Source organism: Erythrobacter sp. HKB08, assembly GCF_004114695.1.
Lineage (GTDB): Bacteria > Pseudomonadota > Alphaproteobacteria > Sphingomonadales > Sphingomonadaceae > Parerythrobacter_A.
Map to the genome: position 1 here is coordinate 1,208,677 of NZ_CP035310.1, position 17,531 is coordinate 1,226,207.

General features: G+C 65.9%; 16 protein-coding genes. 6 read left to right on the forward strand and 10 right to left on the reverse strand.

Annotated elements, in window-relative coordinates; translation table 11 throughout:
• The first annotated feature begins 85 nt into the window (after positions 1-85).
• From EO245_RS05705 to EO245_RS05715, 3 genes are read left to right on the forward strand one after another with little or no spacing between them, the layout of a single operon-like run.
• Positions 86-913, forward strand: coding sequence for an arginyltransferase (locus EO245_RS05705; RefSeq protein ID WP_128892019.1), 828 nt, complete (start codon positions 86-88; stop codon positions 911-913).
• 43 nt (positions 914-956) lie between these two features.
• Entirely contained in the window at positions 957-3,053 is a 2,097-nt protein-coding gene (locus EO245_RS05710; RefSeq protein ID WP_128892020.1) for an autotransporter assembly complex family protein, read from the forward strand.
• Positions 3,053-7,255 (forward strand): translocation/assembly module TamB domain-containing protein, encoded by a 4,203-nt coding sequence (locus EO245_RS05715; protein ID WP_128892021.1) that lies wholly within the window; start codon positions 3,053-3,055, stop codon positions 7,253-7,255. Before EO245_RS05710 ends, EO245_RS05715 begins: the two co-directional genes overlap by 1 nt.
• Here EO245_RS05715 and EO245_RS05720 read toward each other — a convergent pair.
• The 8 genes from EO245_RS05720 to EO245_RS05755 all read right to left on the reverse strand — a co-directional run bounded on the left by EO245_RS05720 (position 7,252) and on the right by EO245_RS05755 (position 14,542).
• The gene (locus EO245_RS05720; protein WP_128892022.1) at positions 7,252-7,785 is read right to left on the reverse strand and encodes a fasciclin domain-containing protein; all 534 of its coding nucleotides are present in this window, start codon (positions 7,783-7,785) and stop codon (positions 7,252-7,254) included. The two genes, EO245_RS05715 and EO245_RS05720, sit on opposite strands and share 4 nt — an antisense overlap.
• An 11-nt stretch (positions 7,786-7,796) precedes the next feature.
• Positions 7,797-8,834 (reverse strand): hypothetical protein, encoded by a 1,038-nt coding sequence (locus EO245_RS05725; RefSeq protein WP_128892023.1) that lies wholly within the window; start codon positions 8,832-8,834, stop codon positions 7,797-7,799.
• A gap of 69 nt (positions 8,835-8,903) precedes the next feature.
• The gene (locus EO245_RS05730; protein ID WP_128892024.1) at positions 8,904-9,506 is read right to left on the reverse strand and encodes a lysozyme; all 603 of its coding nucleotides are present in this window, start codon (positions 9,504-9,506) and stop codon (positions 8,904-8,906) included.
• A 211-nt stretch (positions 9,507-9,717) separates the two neighbouring features.
• Positions 9,718-11,127, reverse strand: a complete 1,410-nt coding sequence (glnA, locus tag EO245_RS05735; RefSeq protein WP_128892025.1) for a type I glutamate--ammonia ligase — start codon at positions 11,125-11,127, stop codon at positions 9,718-9,720.
• 79 nt (positions 11,128-11,206) lie between these two features.
• On the reverse strand, positions 11,207-11,545 hold the full coding sequence (locus EO245_RS05740; RefSeq protein WP_128892026.1) for a P-II family nitrogen regulator: 339 nt from the start codon (positions 11,543-11,545) through the stop codon (positions 11,207-11,209).
• Positions 11,546-11,778: 233 nt separating this feature from the next.
• Positions 11,779-12,714, reverse strand: coding sequence for an N-acetyl-gamma-glutamyl-phosphate reductase (argC, locus tag EO245_RS05745; RefSeq protein WP_128892027.1), 936 nt, complete (start codon positions 12,712-12,714; stop codon positions 11,779-11,781).
• Complete coding sequence (locus EO245_RS05750) at positions 12,711-13,061, reverse strand: hypothetical protein (RefSeq protein WP_234026974.1); 351 nt, start codon at positions 13,059-13,061, stop codon at positions 12,711-12,713. The genes argC and EO245_RS05750 overlap by 4 nt, the downstream gene beginning before the upstream one ends.
• Before the next feature lie 92 nt (positions 13,062-13,153).
• Positions 13,154-14,542: a M17 family metallopeptidase gene (locus tag EO245_RS05755; protein ID WP_128892028.1), complete on the reverse strand. Its 1,389-nt coding sequence runs from the start codon at positions 14,540-14,542 to the stop codon at positions 13,154-13,156.
• A gap of 73 nt (positions 14,543-14,615) precedes the next feature.
• Between EO245_RS05755 and map the strand changes: the two genes are divergently transcribed.
• Both map and EO245_RS05765 read left to right on the forward strand, forming a co-directional pair.
• Positions 14,616-15,446 carry a type I methionyl aminopeptidase gene (map, locus tag EO245_RS05760; protein ID WP_128892029.1) on the forward strand — a complete coding sequence of 277 codons (831 nt, stop codon included), beginning with the start codon at positions 14,616-14,618 and terminating at the stop codon, positions 15,444-15,446.
• A 32-nt stretch (positions 15,447-15,478) separates the two neighbouring features.
• A complete protein-coding gene (locus tag EO245_RS05765) occupies positions 15,479-15,937 on the forward strand; it encodes a hypothetical protein (protein WP_128892030.1) in 459 nt (152 codons plus the stop codon).
• 12 nt (positions 15,938-15,949) lie between these two features.
• Here EO245_RS05765 and EO245_RS05770 read toward each other — a convergent pair whose 3' ends face one another.
• Complete coding sequence (locus tag EO245_RS05770) at positions 15,950-16,603, reverse strand: heme exporter protein CcmB (RefSeq protein WP_128892031.1); 654 nt, start codon at positions 16,601-16,603, stop codon at positions 15,950-15,952.
• Positions 16,600-17,178: a heme ABC exporter ATP-binding protein CcmA gene (ccmA, locus tag EO245_RS05775; RefSeq protein WP_128892032.1), complete on the reverse strand. Its 579-nt coding sequence runs from the start codon at positions 17,176-17,178 to the stop codon at positions 16,600-16,602. Before ccmA ends, EO245_RS05770 begins: the two co-directional genes overlap by 4 nt.
• 55 nt (positions 17,179-17,233) lie before the next feature.
• Here ccmA and EO245_RS05780 point away from each other — a divergent pair, with 55 nt between their 5' ends.
• The gene (locus EO245_RS05780) at positions 17,234-17,527 is read left to right on the forward strand and encodes a 4a-hydroxytetrahydrobiopterin dehydratase (protein WP_128892033.1); all 294 of its coding nucleotides are present in this window, start codon (positions 17,234-17,236) and stop codon (positions 17,525-17,527) included.
• Positions 17,528-17,531 lie beyond the last annotated feature (4 nt).

A 17,531-nucleotide genomic window follows, 5' to 3' on the forward strand; every position in this document is an offset into this window, starting at 1 on the left:
CTTTTACCGCCGCCCCGGGACGGGCATAAGAGTTGTCCTGCAAAAAGCAGCGATTCTCGCAGCTATAGAGGAACAGCTTCGACCCGTGTCGGCCCCAGTTCGCTTCCCCCGCTTTTTCGTCACGTCGCCTGCGCCGTGCCCCTACCTGCCGGGTAAGAGCGAACGAAAGGTCTTCACCGAGCTGAAGGGCCCGCATGCCGACGAGCTCAACGAAGCTCTCGGCCGGATCGGTTTCCGCCGCAGCCAGACCGTCGCCTACCGCCCGAGCTGCCTCGATTGCCAGGCCTGCGTTTCGGTCCGCGTCGTCGCCGACGAATTCAAGCCGAGCGCGACGCAGCGCAAGAACATCCGCCGCAACCGCGATCTCGTGACTTCGGAATGCCGCCCGTGGGCGACCGAGGAACAATTCGAGCTGCTCCAGCGCTATCTCGGCGTGCGCCACCCCGAAGGCGGGATGGCCAGCATGGACGAGATCGATTACGCGGATATGGTGGAACATACGCCGGTAACGAGCTATGTCATTGAATATAGGGAGCCCTCGGAAGGGTCGGAGCCGGGTCGCCTTGTCGGCGCCTGCCTGACCGATCGACAGGGCGACGGGTTGTCGATGATTTATTCGTTCTACGACCCTGAGCATGAGGCAAGGTCGGGTCTTGGGAACTATATCATCCTGGATCACATTCGCCGCGCTGCGGCGCAGGGCTTGCCCTATGTCTACCTCGGTTACTGGGTCGATGGCTCCGACCGGATGCAATACAAGGTCCGCTACCGCCCGCTCGAAAAGCTCGGCCGTGGCGGGTGGGAGCGTTTCTCCCGCGACGAGCAGGACGCCGTTATCCGGCGCACCCTCGAACCCAGTAAGTCCGTGCCTGTCGACGGCATGGCGGCAAAGAACCCGACCTTCGCCAAATAACAGCCCTTTCCGCCTGACTGCCGCCGTCCTCGCCCTCGCGGCGATGGCGCAGCCTGCGTTTGCGCAGGATCGCAATGCGCCGCCACGGCTCGAAGACCTGATCCCGGATTCCGCGGTCGAAGACCCCGAAGCATGGGCAGGTGCGTCCGAGGAAGACGCCGTCGCGGAGGGCGAAGAGGCGGCAGCCGACGCGAGCGAACTCGATCCCGAAACCCCGATGGCCGAATTGCCCGAGCTGTCGGTCGAATGGCCGGACGAGGTCGAACTCCCGCCTTTCGAGCCGCTCGATCCGGAAGAGGACGCCAGGCTCGCTGCGGACGACGTGCCGCTCCTTCCGCCGCTACCCGAATCCGAGCTGGTCGAAATCGACGACGAACTGGTCCTCGCCCTCCCGCAGGATGAAGCGCTGTTCCCGCAGCGCCGCGAATTCATCGAGCGTTTCTCCGGCCTGTCGACGATCGAGGAACTGGACGGCGACGACGACAGCATCGCCCAGCTTGCCGCCCGTGCGCGCGAGGACGAGGAGCTGCTCATCCAGCTGCTGCGCATCTACGGTTATTACGACGCGCAGGTCGTCCGCTCGGTCGGCGGCATACGTCCGGGCGAGGACAATGGCGACACGCAACCGGTCGTGCGGTTCGATATCATCCCCGGCGTGCGCTACAATTTCGGCGAGATCGACCTCGGCAATCTGGCGAGCGCTCCCGATGCCGAGGCCTTGCGCGAAACCTTCGCCATCCAGACCGGCGATCCGCTGTCGAGCGACCGCATCGTCGAGCAACAGTTCGAACTCGACAAGGCCCTCGGCGAAACCGGCTACGCCTTCGCCGAGATCGATGCGCCCGAATTGCTGATCGACCACCGCGAAGTCTCCGGCGACCTGACCATGCCGGTCGAGCCGAACGGCAAATATGTCTTCGGCGGGGTCGAGAGCAATCTGCCGGACTTCCTGTCGAGCCGCCACCTCCAGACCATCGCGCGTTTCGAGGAAGGCGATGTCTACCAGCGCAGCCTCCAGTTCGACCTGCGCCGCGCGATTACCTCGACCGGCCTCGTCTCGAGCGTCACGGTAACCCCGCGCGAAGTGGAAGCGCCGAGCGGGGAGGAACCGGGCGCGGTGATCCTCGATGTCGAAATGGCCAAGGCCGAACTGCGCACTATCGCGGGGGCGATCGGCTACGGTTCGGAAGATGGTTTCCAGATCCAGGCGAGCTGGGAGCATCGCAATCTGTTCCCGCCCGAAGGCGCACTCAAAGTGTCGGCCATTCTCGGCACGAAGCAGCAGCTGGCGAGCGTAAGTTTCAAGCGGAACAATTTCCGCGCGCGCGACCAGGTGCTGACGCTCGATGCCTATGCGAGCGACATCGAAACCGACGCGGTCGAAGCGCGCACCGTGGCTTTCGTCAGCTCGTTCGAGCGGCTGTCGAACCTGCTGTTCCAGAAGCCCTTCAGCTGGTCGCTCGGCGCGGGCGTGCTCTACACTGACGAACGCAACCGAGTGATCGGCGGCGTGCCGCGGCCGCGTCAGGAATATCTGATCGGCGGCTTCTTCGGCCGCGCGACCATCGACACGAGCGATTCGTTGCTCGATCCGACCGAAGGGTTCCGCGTGACCGGATACCTTTCGCCCGAGGCGTCGCGTTCGATCGGCACGACCAGCTTCTACGTTCGCTCGCAGGTCGATGCCGCATTCTACCAGTCGGTCGGCGAAGGCACCGTGCTCGCCGGGCGCGCACGATTTGCCAGCATTCCCGGAGCCGCCCTGTTCCGCATCGCACCCTCGCGCAGGCTCTATGCCGGCGGCGGCGGATCGATCCGTGGCTATGGCTACCAGGCAGTCGGCCCCAAGAACGATTTCGGCGAACCGACCGGCGGCCGCTCGCTGGTCGAGGTATCGGCCGAAGCGCGGATCGACACCGGCCTGATGGACGGCGCCGTCTCCATCGTGCCCTTCATCGACGCCGGCACCGTCTCGCTCGGATCCGTCCCCGATTTCCGCTTCATCAAATACGGCGCGGGCGTGGGCCTTCGCTATGACACGGGCTTCGGCCCGATCCGCGTCGACGTCGGCGTGCCGCTCAATCCCGACCAGTTCGACAGCAAGGTCGCGGTCTATGTTTCGCTGGGCCAGGCTTTCTGATGTCGGAAGAAACGGAAGACCTGCCCGAAGAGACGCCGACCAAGCGTACCAGCTGGCCGCGCCGGCTGATCAAGTGGTCGGGCCGCATCCTGCTTGCGCTTTTGCTGGTGGTCACGGCGGGGCTGCTGGTCCTCAATTCGCCGATCGGCAAGCGCTTCATCACCGACCAGATCGCGAAGATGGCGCCTGCATCGGGCCTGCGGATCGAGATCGGCCGGATCGAGGGCGACCTTTACGACGATGCGATCCTGCACGACGTGGTGCTGTCCGACCCGAAGGGACGCTTCCTCACCATACCGCGAGTGGAGCTCGACTGGCGCCCGCTCAACTGGTTCACGTCCGGTCTCGACGTGCGCAAGCTGGTGGCCGAGCGCGGGACGCTGCTGCGCATGCCGGAGCTCGAACCGGGCGATCCCGACGCGCCGATCCTGCCCGATTTCGACATCCGCGTGGACCGTTTCGAGATCAACGAGTTCACCATTGCCGAAGGCGTCATCGACGAGAAGAGCCATCCGCTCGACCTGTCCGGCAAGGCGGACATCCGCTCAGGCCGCGCGCTGCTCGAAACCGAGGGGCAGTTCGGCAAGACCGACAGCTTCGCATTCCTGCTCGATGCGGAACCCGATGGCGACAAGTTCGACCTGGATGCGCGCTACGACGCGGATGAAGGCGGCGTGCTGGCAACCATGCTCGGCGCCGATGCTCCCTATACCGGCAGGCTGGTCGGCGACGGCACCTGGACCAAGTGGGACGGCGCTCTGGTCGTGCGTCGGCGCGATGCCCGCTTTGCCGCCCTGACCATCGAGAACCGCGCCGGGGAGTACACCATCGCGGGGCAAATCCGCCCGGCCGGGGCGCTCGAAGGCCTGCTTGCAAATGCCAGCGGCCCGGTGCTCTCGGTAGGCGCGATCGGGACGCTGGAAGACAGCGTGCTCGACGGCGAAATCGCCCTGCGCAGCCGCGCCCTGCGCCTGTTCGCCGATGGCGCGCTCGACCTTGCGGACAATGCGGCCGAGCGGGTCGTTTTCCGCGCGAATTTGCTCGATCCGGAGCTGTTCGGCGAAAGCCTGCGCCTCGAGGATGCGCGCCTCGCGGGCACCATCGATGGCGCGTTCCGCGACCTGTCGATCACCCACCGTCTCGAAGCATCGCGCCTTGTCTCGGGCGATGTGACTGTCGCCGATATCGCCCAGGCCGGGACGGCCCGCTACGATGGCAACCGCTGGCTCCTGCCGCTCGATGCGAGTGTCGCGTCCGTCGAAACCGGCAATGAATTTTTCGATTCACGCCTGCGCGGTGGCACGCTGGGCGGTACGCTGGTGTACACGGGCCGCGAATTGCGTTCCGACGACCTGCGCGTTGCCTTCCCCGACCTGACAGCGCAGCTTGCGCTGTTCGGCGATCTCCCGGCCGGGAATTATGGCATTGCCGGACCGGTCAATGCGCGCGGCATCGCGCTCGAGAACATCGGCACGGCAAGCGGCACGGCGAATATCCGCCTAGGTATCCCAGCCAATGGTGCCTGGAGCCTGCAGGCCGCGCTCGATGCCAGTGTCGGACAGATCAGCAACGACACCATCGCCAACCTCGCCGGCGATCCGATCAGGCTGGCAGGCAATCTGTCGCTGTCCTCGGGCGCGCCCATTGCGTTCAACGACTTCACCCTGCGCGCCGAGCGCCTCACCATGACGCTCGACGGGCGGATCGAGGAAGGCACGCCTTCGCTGGTCGGCAGCGGGACGCAGGCGCAATATGGCGACTTCACAGTTACCGCGACGCTGGCCGACGATGGACCGCGCGCCGAGCTGGTTTTCGCCTCGCCGCTACCGGCCGCCGGGCTTGAGAACGTGCGCGTCGCGCTCGCGCCTTCCGAGAATGGTTTCGATATCGAGACCGAGGGCGGCTCGCTCCTCGGACCGTTCAGCGGTGAGCTCGAATTTATCTCACCCGAGGGTGGGCCGAGCAGCATCGCGATCGAAAGGCTCGATGTCTGGAAGTCGCGCGTGACCGGCAATCTCGAACTGACAGACGGCGGAGCGAACGGGCGGCTCGCGGTATCGGGCGGCGGTCTCGACGGGCGGATCGGGCTTGCAACGCGCGACGGCGGGCAGGGCTTCGCGATCGATCTCGAGGCGAACCAGGCCGAGTTCGCCGGGCCGACCACAATTCGCCTCGGGCGCGCAGACATCGAGGCGCGCGGGTTCATCCCGGGCAGCGCATCGCTCACCCGCGAGACACTGCTAGAAGGCAGCCTCTATGCCGAGGGGCTGGACTTCGGCGGAGTGTTCCTCGGCCGGGCGGCAGCGAATGCGAATCTCAAGGGCGGACGCGGCGAAGTGACCGCTTCGCTTTCGGGCCGCCGCGGAAGCCGTTTCGGATTGCAGGTCAATGCCGACATCATGCCCGAACGCATCGCGGTCGCCGGGCGCGGCACCTATGCCGGCGAGCAGATCCGCTTCCCGCGCCGTGCGGTCTTCACGGCTCTGGGCGACGGTGGCTGGGAGCTCCAACCGACGCAGCTGTCCTATGGCGACGGCGCGACGATCGTCTCCGGCTCCTTCGGCGGAGGCGATACGAAGCTGCGCTTGCAGATGGACGAGATGCCGCTCTCGCTGGTCGACCTCGCGGTGACCGATATCGGCCTTGGCGGGACCATCTCGGGCGTCGTCGATTACAACGACAGCACCGGCGCTCCGCCGACCGGCGAGGCGCGGGTCAAGGTCGACGACCTCACGCGTTCCGGCCTCGTCCTCACATCGCGCCCGGTCGACCTCGCCCTCGTGGCGGATCTGACGCCGAGCGCATTCGCCGCACGCGCGGTGATCGACGATAGCGGGAAGCGGCTCGGCCGCGTGCAGGCGCGGGTCAGCAACATGGCCGCTTCGGGTTCGCTGTTCGACCGCGTGCTGGAAGGCGACCTGCTTGCCCAGCTGCGCTACGACGGTCCGGCGGATGCGCTCTGGCGGCTCGCTGCGATCGAGGGTTTCGACCTCACCGGCCCGCTCTCGGCAGCAGCCAATGCGACCGGCACGCTTGCCGATCCGCGCGTGCGCGGCTCCATCTCGAGCGACAATTTGCGGGTCCGCAGCCTCATTTCCGGGACCGACGTGAAGAACGTCTCGGCGCGCGGCACCTTTGCCGGATCGCGTCTGCGCCTCACGCGCTTCTCCGGTTCGACCGACAATGGCGGGACCGTCTCGGGAAGCGGCACGGTGGACCTCGTCGACCTGGGCGAGCGCGGTCCGGCGATGGATATCAAGATCGCCGCGAAGAACGCGCAGTTGCTCAATGCGAATGGCCTTAGCGCGACGCTGACCGGTCCGCTGCGCATCGTCTCCAACGGCATCGGCGGAACGATTGCCGGGCGGGTGCGGGTTGATCGCGCGAACTGGCGCCTGGGTGTCGCGGCCGATGACTTGAGCCTGCCGCAAATCCGCACGCGCGAGATCAACATCCCTGCCGATATCAGGCCGCCGCGCGCTGCGAGCCAGCCGTGGCGCTATCTCGTCGATGCTACGGCGACGAGCCGGATCGATGTCGACGGCATGGGGCTCGACAGCGAGTGGGGCGCGGACATCATCCTGCGCGGCACGACCGACGACCCGCGTATCGGCGGCGAAGCGCGGGTGGTGCGCGGATCCTACAGCTTTGCGGGCACGCGGTTCGAACTGACGCGCGGCCAGATCGACTTCGACGAAAACGTGCCGATCGACCCGCGCCTCGACATTCGCGCCGAAACGCAGAAGGACGGTCTCGATGTCACCGTGTTCGTGACCGGAAATGCGCTGCAGCCGGAAATCCGCTTCGAATCGAGCCCGCCTCTGCCCGAGGAGGAAATCCTCGCCCGCCTGCTGTTCGGCGGCTCGATCGCGAACCTCTCGGCGACCGACGCGCTGCAACTGGGTGCCGCAGTCGCGAGCCTGCGCGGCGGGGGCGGTATGGACCCGATCAACAAGCTGCGCAGCGCAATCGGCCTCGACCGCCTGCGTATCGTCAGCGCCGATCCCGCGCTCAATCGCGGCACCGGCGTCGCGCTCGGCAAGAATATCGGTCGCCGGTTCTACATCGAGATCATCACCGACGGGCGCGGCTACAGCGCGACCGAGGTCGAGTTCCGCGTGACGAACTGGCTGTCCCTGCTCGCCACGGTCTCCACCATTGGGCGCGAGAGCGTCGTCGCGGAGATCAGCCGCGACTACTAGTTCGCGGCGGGCTCCTCTGCGGGCAGCGAAACGAGCGGCTGGTCGATCTGCAACAGCGCGCCATTGCCGGTAATCGTTTCATCGGCTGCAAGACGCGTTGTCGCGGTGCCACCCGAATGCCGGGCCACGATGACATCCCCGTCGAGCGAGAATTCCACCGTTCCGCTGCCGAATGTCGAGACCGTCACCGGCCCGCCATTCGTCTCGATGGCCGAGCGGATCGAGGCGGAATCGAGCTGGCCGGGAAGGATATGTTCACGCAAGACGGCTGCGACGAGCGCTTCTTCGCCCTCGTTCACGCTCAGCGAGCCATTGGCCGGCGCAAGCAGCGTATAGCCGCCCGGCCCGTCGAACACGCCGGACAGGCCGGTCGCCGAAAGCGCCGCAGCAACGTCCGTCGTCAGCGAATTGCCCTCGACCGCTTCCATCATGCTGCCGGCTTCCTGCGGCCCGGCGGGATCGCTCTCGGCGGTGCACGCGGCAAGGGGAAGGGCGACGCTCGCGGCGAGCGCGATCAGGTTGCGTTTCATCGGGTTCTCCCTCAATCGACCAGAAGTTCGATCGCCGCCGCGACGAGGCGCGTTTCGGGGTCGATCTGGTACACATAGCCATCGGAATAACGGTAATAGGCGTCCTGCCTGTCGTAGTAGCGATCGCGATAGGCGTAGGGGACGTTGTAGACGTCGTAGCCCCTCGGAACCGGCTGCCCGACAGTGAAGTCGTCGCCCGTCAGCAGGGCGGCGATCGAGGTGATGGCCGCCGTTTCCGGATCGACGCGGTAGACCACGTTGTTGGCGTAGCGATAGCGATCGCGCTCGAGGCCATAGTAATCGACGTAATAGTCGCGCAGCTGGACCGGCTGGTAATAGTCGGGCCACGGATTGCCGATGCTCAGCGCGCCGCCGAGCAGCGGGATCGAGGCGGAAATCCGGCCGCCGTCGCCAAGGCGCAGCAGGAAGCCGTCGTCGTAGAAGAAACGTCCGCCGCCTAGGCCGCCGTAGCCGAAGAAGTTCGGATTGTAGGCGCGCTTCTTGGCGAGGCCCGGAGGCTGGCAGCCGTTGTATTTCTTCGCGAGGCCGGGCGGGCACCCGTCGTAAAGAGCCACACGGCGATCGTAGTCGCGCAGGACCGAGAAACCGCGGTCGCTCTGGACGAAACCACCGCGGTCGTTACCGCGTCGCACGGCAGGAGCGTTACCGTTGCCATTACCGCGCCCGTTTCCGCGCGCCTCGACAGGAAGGACGCGCGAAGCGGCGCGGGACGCATTGCCGTTTCCATTGCCATTTCCGCGATTGCCCTGGGCGTTCTGGTTGCCCTGGTTCGCGCGGCGGAGATCCGGGCCGCGATCATTCCCGCGCGTCTGCACGCCGCGGTTCGCATTGCCGTTCCCGCGGTCGGCCCGGTCGTTGCCGCGCTGTTTCGCGCCGCCACCGGAGTTGCCGCGCTCTGCCTTGGCGGACTGGTTGCCCTTACCCTGACCCTGGCCCTGTCCGTTGTTCTTGCCCGGCTGGGCCGCGAGCGGGGCGAGCGCGGTCGCCGCGAGGGCGAGGCCGGCTGCCGTTGCCGTGAGAATTCGCATTTCCACATCTCCTTTGGCAGACCAAACGGTCTCGCTGCCAACCCGGTTCCAGCAGGCTAATGCGCGTGGTTACCCGGACGCATAGAGTTCCGCCTCTGCCGCACGGCGGCGGGTCAGGCCCTTCAGAATGCGGCCAGCTGCACGATTCCAGCGACCGAATTCCGCCTTCGCAGCGCAGAAATCGCCGCTGCGGTGCAGCTTGGTGAGGGTCGCCCGCGCGATCGCGCCGGTATTGTAGTGGAAGCTGACCAGCGCGTCGAACTGCGCCTGCGTTGTCGGCGCGCCATCGAGTGCCCGGCCAACTTCGCGCGCATAGCGTTCGAGATCGCGCGCTAGCCGCTCGTCGCACTCGCCCTGTGTCCACACCGTGCCCGGTCCGATGCCCGTGCCGGTCGCGCCCCAGCCGATGGTCCACGGATCGCCGCCGCTTGCGGGATCTGGATAGGCCTCGACCATGCCGTCGGTTCGCAGCCGTGCGCAGCCCTCGAACCGCTTGATGAGCGCGATGCCCTGCGGCCCGACCTGTTGGAAAGTTACACATGTTACGCTGTTCGCTTGTGTTGGCGCGTGGCCATCGAGCGCGGCATCGAGGCGGTCGACCTCGTGCTGGCGAAAGCCCCGGCCGAGAATGGCGCGAACGGTGTCGAACACGGGCTTGCGGATAGTCGTCATGGCTTGGTCTCCGGGAAAAAGGGGTGGGGAGACCGGACCAGTTGGCAGAATTCTTCCGAGTAGGAAAATGCAGCGATCTATAAAAGGCATTAAGTCACTGAATTAATAGGGTAAAGCCGACGATCAGCGCGACTGCGAAGTAGCCCGCGCAAAGAAGAAGGGCGCCCGGATCGCTCCGGACGCCCTTTCCTGTCTCGAAAAACCGAGGCGCTTACGCGCTGTAGTACATGTCGAACTCGACCGGGCTCGGCGTGGTTTCCCAACGCGAGACTTCTTCCCACTTGAGTTCGCAATAGGCTTCGATCTGGTCCTTGGTGAACACGTCGCCCTTGAGCAGGAACTCGTGGTCCGCTTCGAGCGATTCCAGCGCTTCGCGCAGGCTGCCGCAGACGGTCGGAACATCGGCGAGCTCTGCCGGCGGCAGGTCGTAGAGGTTCTTGTCCATCGCTTCGCCCGGGTGGATCTTGTTCTGGATCCCGTCGAGGCCGGCCATCAGCAGCGCCGAGTAGGCGAGATACGGGTTGGCCATCGCATCGGGGAAGCGGAACTCGACGCGCTTCGCCTTCTCGCCCGCACCGTAGGGGATGCGGCAGGAAGCGGAGCGGTTGCGCGCCGAATAGGCGAGCAGGACCGGAGCCTCGAAGCCCGGGACCAGGCGCTTGTAGCTGTTGGTCGTCGGGTTGGTGAAGGCGTTCAGCGCCTTGGCGTGCTTGATGACGCCGCCGATGTAATAGAGGCAGTTGTCCGACAGGCCGGCATAGCCATTGCCCGCGAAGGTCGGCTTGCCATTGTCCCAGATCGACATGTGGGTGTGCATGCCAGAGCCGTTATCGTCCTTGATCGGCTTCGGCATGAAGGTCGCGGTCTTGCCATAGGCATGGGCGACCTGGTGCACGACGTACTTGTAGATCTGCATCTGGTCGGCGGTGTGGACCAGCGTCGAGAAGGTCAGGCCGAGTTCGTGCTGGGCTGCGGCGACTTCGTGGTGGTGCTTGTCGCAGTTGAGGCCCATCTCGATCATGGTCGCGACCATTTCGCCGCGGATGTCGACTGCGCTGTCGACCGGAGCGACCGGGAAGTAACCGCCCTTGGCGCGCGGACGGTGGGCGAGGTTGCCCGCTTCGAATTCCTTGCCCGAGTTGGTCGGCAGCTCGACATCGTCGATCGCGAAGCCCGAACCGGCATAGCCGTCTTCGAAGCGCACGTCGTCGAACATGAAGAACTCGGCTTCAGGGCCGACGTAGACGGTGTCGCCGACACCGAGTGTCTTCATGTAGTTTTCCGCGCGCTTGGCGGTCGTGCGCGGGTCGCGGCTGTACCAGTCGCCGGTCGAGGGTTCGACGATGTCGCAGAAGACGATCATCATCGGGGTCGCGCTGAACGGGTCCATGTAGACGCGCTCGAGATCCGGCTTGAGGATCATGTCGCTCTCGTTGATCACCTTCCAGCCGGCGATCGAGGAGCCGTCGAACATCAGGCCGTCCTCGAACTCGTCTTCGCCCATGACGCTGGCGACCATCGAGAGGTGCTGCCATTTGCCCTTGGGATCGGTGAAACGCAGATCGACCCATTCGATCTCGTTTTCCTTGATCTGTTTCACGATGTCTTTTGCAGATGCCATGTTCGATCCTCTTTGGTGTCTCAGGGCAGTGAATATCCGGCCTGTCGCGCCCGCCCCCGGGGCGCGGCGGCCCTATCGGTCAAATCGCGTCGTCGTCCTTTTCGCCCGTGCGAATGCGCAGCGCGCTCTCGATCGGGGAAACGAAAATCTTGCCGTCGCCGATGCGGCCCGTCTGGGCGGAGGCTGCAATCGCTTCCACCACCTGCTCGGCGAGCGTGTCGGACACGACCACCTCGAGCTTCACCTTGGGCAGGAAATCGACGACGTATTCGGCACCGCGATAGAGTTCCGTGTGGCCCTTCTGGCGCCCGAAGCCCTTGGCCTCGGTGACGGTGATGCCGGACACGCCGACTTCGTGCAGCGCCTCCTTCACCTCGTCGAGCTTGAAGGGTTTGATGATCGCTTCGATCTTCTTCACGTGATCCCTCTTGTCCTGCGCCTTTGGCCGACACCGCATTGCGGTACCGGCGACGGCACGATGCCTCGCGTTTTCTATAATCAAGAAGCGTGCCAATCGGCTCGAAGTTCCGGTGGCACAGCGGATCGTTCGGGAATCGACGCAATTGCGTCGGTCGGGGCGGACAGGGCTCAGGCAGCAGACGGAAAATCGGGCCGCATTTGCTCGGATTCACGGCAAGCCCTGCCTAATTTTTAGGCAGAAAGCGAGAGCCCCGTTTCCTCCGGCAAGCCGCACATCAGGTTGAGCGACTGGACCGCGGCCCCGCTCGCTCCCTTGCCGAGGTTGTCGAGCAAGGCGACGAGCCGCGCCTGCGAGCCATCGGCCGAGCCGTAAACTGCAAGCTTCATGCCGTCCCACGGCGCGGCATCCTTGCGCAGCAGCAGTTCGGCAGGCGCCTCGTCCGAGGTATCGACCGTCACGATTGCCGACCCGGCGTAGAATTCCGCCAGCGCATCGCGCAGGTCTCCCACTGAACCAGCCCCGCCAATCGCGCTGAGCGGCAGCGGAACTTCCACCGCCATGCCGCGCATCGCGTCGACCACGGCGGGTGCAAAAACGGGCGGGTGGGCGAGGCCGGCATAGCGCTGCATTTCGGGCAGGTGCTTGTGCCCCATGGCGAGGCCGTAGCCGCGCCAGGCGATGCCGCGATCTTCCTCGAACCGGTCGATCAGCGCATTGCCGCCGCCGGAAAAACCCGAAACCGCGTTGACCGTAAAGGGCCAGTCGGCAGGTAGCAGCCCGGCGCGCACAAGCGGCGCGACGAGGGCGAGGAAGCCGGTCGGATAGCAGCCCGGATTGGCGACGAAACGCGCCGAGGCGACGGTCTTGCGCCCGACCAGTTCGGGAAAGCCGTAGGCCCAGCCATCGGCAACGCGGTGCGCGGTCGAGGCGTCGATCACGCGGGTCGCCGGGTTGTCGATCAGCGCGACGCTTTCGCGCGCGGCATCGTCGGGCAGGCACAGGATTGCGACGTCGCAGGCGTTGATCGCCTCGCGCCGGGCGCCGGTGTCCTTGCGCTTGTCGTCACCGAGGACGAGCAGTTCGAACTCGCTGCGGTTCGCCAGGCGGTCGCGGATTTCGAGGCCGGTCGTGCCTGCCGCGCCGTCGATAAAGATCGTGCTGGTCACTGCCCGTCGGGCGCGAGCGCGGAAAGCGGGATCCAGCCGCTCGGCCCTTCCGGACCGACGCAGCCCCACGCCCAGTTGCCGGCCGTATCGAGCAGTTCGAAACCGCTCCCGGCAGCAAGCGTCGCGACTTCCGTGCCGTCCTCGCGGCCTGCAAGGCGCAGGACGACATCGGCATCGCCGATCGTGCGCTGCTGCGGCACGGCATAATGCGGCACGAGGTAACGACCGGCGAGTGCGATATGCGCGATATCACCGCGCAGCGGCAGCGTACCCGGCGCGGGTCGCTTGACCGGCCCGTCGAGCCGTAGAGCCTCTGTCGGCACCTGGTACTGCTTTGCTTCGCTCACTGTCGTTTCGTCTGCCTGTCTGGTGCTGGCCGCACAAGCGGTGGCGCGCGCTTATCCTCGGATAACGTTCACGGCAAGGTCGGCGCGCAAAATCACGCCTTTCCGTAGCGACCCTGCAGCATGTGGAATGCCGCGCGCAGGCCATATGCCGCGCCGCCCTTGGGCCGCCCGGGCTTGGCCGTGGGGCGCCATGCGAAGGTGTCGAAATGCGCCCAGTCGATCCCTTCGCCGACGAAGCGGTCGAGGAAGAGGCCTGCGACGCTCGCCCCGGCAAAGGCATTGCCATGCGCGTTGTTGAGATCGGCGATGTCCGAATTGAGCCATTCGCGATAGGCTTCGGGCAGCGGCAGGCGCCATGGCTCGTCGTCATGCGCCTTGCCTGCCTCGATCAACTCCGCGGCGGTTTCGTCGCGCCGGGTCATCAGCGCGGGCAGGTCCGGGCCGAGCGCGACGCGCGCAGCGCCGGTCAGGGTCGCGAAGTCGATGATGAATTCCGGCTCCTCCTCGCTCGCACGGCTCAGCGCATCGCCGAGGATGAGGCGGCCTTCGGCATCGGTGTTGCCGATCTCCACCGTCAGCCCCTTGCGCGTCCTGAGCACGTCGCCCGGGCGGAAACTGTTCGAGGAAATCGCGTTCTCGACTGCGGGGACGAGCACATGCAGGCGCACCGGCAGCTTCGCGCCCATCACCAGGTCGGCGAGCGCGAGGGCGTGGGCCGAGCCGCCCATGTCCTTCTTCATCAGCTTCATGCCGGCAGCGCTCTTCACGTCGAGGCCGCCGGAATCGAAGGCGACACCCTTGCCGACGATGGCGATCTTCGGGTGCTTCTCGTCGCCCCATTCGAGGCGGATGAGGCGCGGCGCGTGGCTGCGTGCGGCAGCGCGGCCGACGGCGTGGATCATCGGGTAATCCTGCTCCAGCGCATCGCCCTTGGTGACGGTGAACCTGGCATTGTGGCGCTTGGCGATGGTCTCCGCCTCGGCCTCGATCGCAGCAGGACCCATGTCCTCGGCCGGCGTGTTGACCATGTCGCACACGAGCGCGGTCGCAGTCGCTTCGGCGACGGCGGCGTCGATCTTCTTGACCTCCTTGGTCAGCAGCACCCGCGCGCCGGTCGGCTTTTCTTCCTTGGCATAGCGGTCGAAGCGGTATTGCCCGGTGATCCAGCCGAACATGGCGGGGCCCGGTTCGCCTTCCGCGCGCCGATAGGTGCCTTCGGGCAGCGCCTCGGCCAGTTTCGCCATGCACCAGCTCGACAGCTCGTCCGGATTGGCGACACCGCCCACTGCGAACCAGCTGTCGCCATCGGGCACGATGCCGACCTGGTAACCGCCGCCGTCGAACTTCTGCGCCTCGAGCGCGGCACGCTGGCCGGCCGAAAGCGACTTCGCCCAGGCGGGGAAGCCGTCGGCATTGACGAGGTGGATGGTGATGGCGTCTTGCCCGCGGTCGGGCTGGATCAGGTCGCTGTAATCGGTCATGCCATTCCTACTAGCCGAACGCGCGCGCGTTCCAAGCTCGCAATTCGTGCGCGCAGTCGCTACATGGCAGCGCATGACCGAATACCAGCTGATCGAAGGCGACGAGACCGTCTACCGCGACGGGTCCATCAAGCTCCACGGGCCGGAAGGCTTCGAGGGGATGCGCAAGGCCGGACGCCTTGCCGCGACCATCCTCGACGAGATCGCGCAATATGTCGTGCCCGGCGTCACCACCGGCGAACTCGACGAGCGCATCCTGTCGATGATGCTCGACGGCGGCTCGGTGCCCGCGACCATGGGCTATCGCGGCTATGCGCACAGCTGCTGCATCTCGATCAACCACGTGGTGTGCCACGGCATCCCGAGCGAAAAGACGCTGAAGGATGGCGACATCGTCAATATCGACGTGACCCCGCTGCTCGACGGCTGGCACGGCGATACCAGCCGCATGTTCCTCGTTGGTGACGTGCCCTTGAAGGCGCGCCGACTGGTCGACGTGACCTACGAATGCCTCATGATCGGTATCGAGAAAGCCCAGCCCGGCGCGCGGCTCGGCGATATCGGTGCCGCGATCGAAGAGCACGCCCGCCAATTCCGCTACGGCGTGGTGCGCGAGTTCTGCGGCCACGGCCTCGGCCGCCTGTTCCACGACGCGCCCGAAGTCGTCCATGCAGCGAAGGCGGGGACGGGCCCGGAGCTCAAGCCCGGCATGTTCTTCACCATCGAACCGATGATCAACCTCGGCAAGCCGTGGGTGAAGCTGCTCAACGACGGCTGGACTGCGGTGACGCGCGACAAGTCGCTTTCTGCGCAGTTCGAGCATTCGATCGGCATTACTGAAACCGGCAACGAGATCTTCACGCTGAGCCCGAAAGGACAGCACCAGCCGCCTTACGATATCTGATAGTTTCCAACCGCAATCGAGGGGGATGAGCGATGAGAGACAATCTGAAACGCGCGGGGCTTTCGATCCTCGCAGGCACCAGCCTTGCGCTGGCCGCTTGCGGAGGCGCTGGCGAGACGGCCGAGGGCGACGATCCGGGCATGCCCGAGATCACGACCTACGATGCCGACGTCGAGCCTGATACGATCGCCATACCGGACTGGTTTCCCGACACGATCTACCTTCCCGTGGATTTCCGGCCGCTCGGCAAGATGGAGATCGGGACGCGCAATTATCTCCTGCGCGGCACGACTGCGATCGACCCGGCGCAACTGATGGAAACCTACCGGACCAAGCTTGCCGAGGCGGGCTACGAGGTCACGCCGGTCGAGCGGATGGCAGAGCCTGACAGGGAAGTCGTCTTCAAGGGGAACGGGCTGGAGAGCGGACGCGTCAGCTATTCCGAGATCGACGGACGCGACCAGCTCCAGATCGATTTCGCGAAGGAATAGCGGGCGGGCAGCCTAACCCTCGCGTGCGGCCCGGATGGCTGCGGCGCCGGCAAACGGCGTGATTGCGACCAGCACGAGACTGATAGCCGCGCACAGCGCGACGGCGCCGTAGTCCTGCCTTTCGAGCGCGCCTGCCCCGAAGATCAGCACCGGCACCGCCAGCGGGATCAGCAGGAGGCCCGACAGCGCCGCTCCGCCGCGAAGACCTGCGGTAAGCGCAGCGATTGTCACGCCGATCGCGGCGAGGCCCGGCGTCCCGGCGATAAGGCCGATGAGCACGAAATGCAGCGCCGGCCCGTCGAGGTTGAGCAGGGCTGCTGCCGGAAAGCAGGCGACCAGCAGGAATGGCGCGAAGCTTAGCCAGTGGGCGATGAGGCGGATCGCGACGACCAGTTCCTCGCTCACGCCGCGTAGCGCCAGCTGGTCGAACACGCCTGCATCGAGGTCGGGCTGGATCAGCCGATCGAGCGGCAGGATGCTGGCAAGCAGCGCCGCGACCCAGATCACCCCGCCGCCGGTCTTGAGCAGCGTCGGCGCGTCCGGTCCGACGGCGAAGGGAAACAACATCGCCACCGCGAGGAAGAACAATAGCGGCAGCACGCTGCCACCGCTGCGTCCGCCCGGCATGAGCGTGGCGAGGTCGCGTTTGAGCAGCGGGCCGATCACGCGGCGAACTCCCCGATTTCGAGGCGCGAAAGCCCGTCCATGCGGAACGGCTGGTGCGATGCGACGACCGCGATGCCGCCTGCCGCGCAATGCTCCGCCACCAGCGTCTCGACCAGCTCGACTGCCGCGCTGTCGAGGCCGTTCAATGGCTCGTCGAGCAGCCAGATCGGGCAATGCTGGCCGAGCAGGCGGGCAAGGGCGGCGCGCTTGCGCTGGCCGGTCGAGAGGTAGCGCACCGGCACGTCGAGCAATTCGCCGAGGCCGAGGCGCACGAACTCGTTGTCCGCCGCACCGTCGATCCGCTGCCAGAAGCCCAGCGCCTTGCCGAGCGGCGTTCGCTCGTCGAGGGCGGGGCGCTCGTCGATCAGGCCGATCGCGCCGCTCCGCTCGACCTCGCCCGCATAGGGCGAAAGCAGCCCTGCAAGGATGCGGATGAGGCTCGATTTGCCGATGCCGTTGGGGCCGGCAAGATGCAGCGCTTCACCCGGTGCGAGGCTGAGGTCCAGCCTGCTGAACAGGATGCGCTCGCCGCGCCGACAGGCCAGTTCACGCGCGGTTATGCTGCACTCTTGCATGAGGGCGAGCACTAGGCGAAAGCGCCACGCGTAACAAGCGAAGGGAGCAGCGCGAATGTCCGTAGCCGAATTGACCCAGTCCGAGCGCGAGGACCTGCTGACGGCGCATCCCCAGTGGTCGCTCGCCCGCGACGGCAAGGCGATCGAACGCAAGCTGCAGTTCGAGGATTTCAACGAGGCATTCGGCTTCATGACGCGCGTCGCGCTGCTTGCCGACAAGCACGACCACCATCCCGAATGGTTCAACGTCTACAACAAAGTCGAGATCACTCTGACCACGCACGATGCGGGCGGCCTGTCGGTTCGCGACGTCGCCATGGCGGCGGCGATAGACGCGATGGTGGGCTGAACGC

What these genes read in the sequence shown, in the direction of transcription:
- glnA (WP_128892025.1), bottom strand. Translation starts at nt 11,127, where the DNA reads ATGGCATCTGCAAAAGACATCGTGAAACAGATCAAGGAAAACGAGATC.
- EO245_RS05755 (WP_128892028.1), bottom strand. Translation starts at nt 14,542, where the DNA reads ATGACCGATTACAGCGACCTGATCCAGCCCGACCGCGGGCAAGACGCC.
- EO245_RS05715 (WP_128892021.1), top strand. Translation starts at nt 3,053, where the DNA reads ATGTCGGAAGAAACGGAAGACCTGCCCGAAGAGACGCCGACCAAGCGT.
- ccmA (WP_128892032.1), bottom strand. Translation starts at nt 17,178, where the DNA reads ATGCAAGAGTGCAGCATAACCGCGCGTGAACTGGCCTGTCGGCGCGGC.
- EO245_RS05765 (WP_128892030.1), top strand. Translation starts at nt 15,479, where the DNA reads ATGAGAGACAATCTGAAACGCGCGGGGCTTTCGATCCTCGCAGGCACC.
- EO245_RS05725 (WP_128892023.1), bottom strand. Translation starts at nt 8,834, where the DNA reads ATGCGAATTCTCACGGCAACGGCAGCCGGCCTCGCCCTCGCGGCGACC.
- EO245_RS05720 (WP_128892022.1), bottom strand. Translation starts at nt 7,785, where the DNA reads ATGAAACGCAACCTGATCGCGCTCGCCGCGAGCGTCGCCCTTCCCCTT.
- EO245_RS05730 (WP_128892024.1), bottom strand. Translation starts at nt 9,506, where the DNA reads ATGACGACTATCCGCAAGCCCGTGTTCGACACCGTTCGCGCCATTCTC.
- EO245_RS05780 (WP_128892033.1), top strand. Translation starts at nt 17,234, where the DNA reads ATGTCCGTAGCCGAATTGACCCAGTCCGAGCGCGAGGACCTGCTGACG.
- map (WP_128892029.1), top strand. Translation starts at nt 14,616, where the DNA reads ATGACCGAATACCAGCTGATCGAAGGCGACGAGACCGTCTACCGCGAC.
- EO245_RS05710 (WP_128892020.1), top strand. Translation starts at nt 957, where the DNA reads ATGGCGCAGCCTGCGTTTGCGCAGGATCGCAATGCGCCGCCACGGCTC.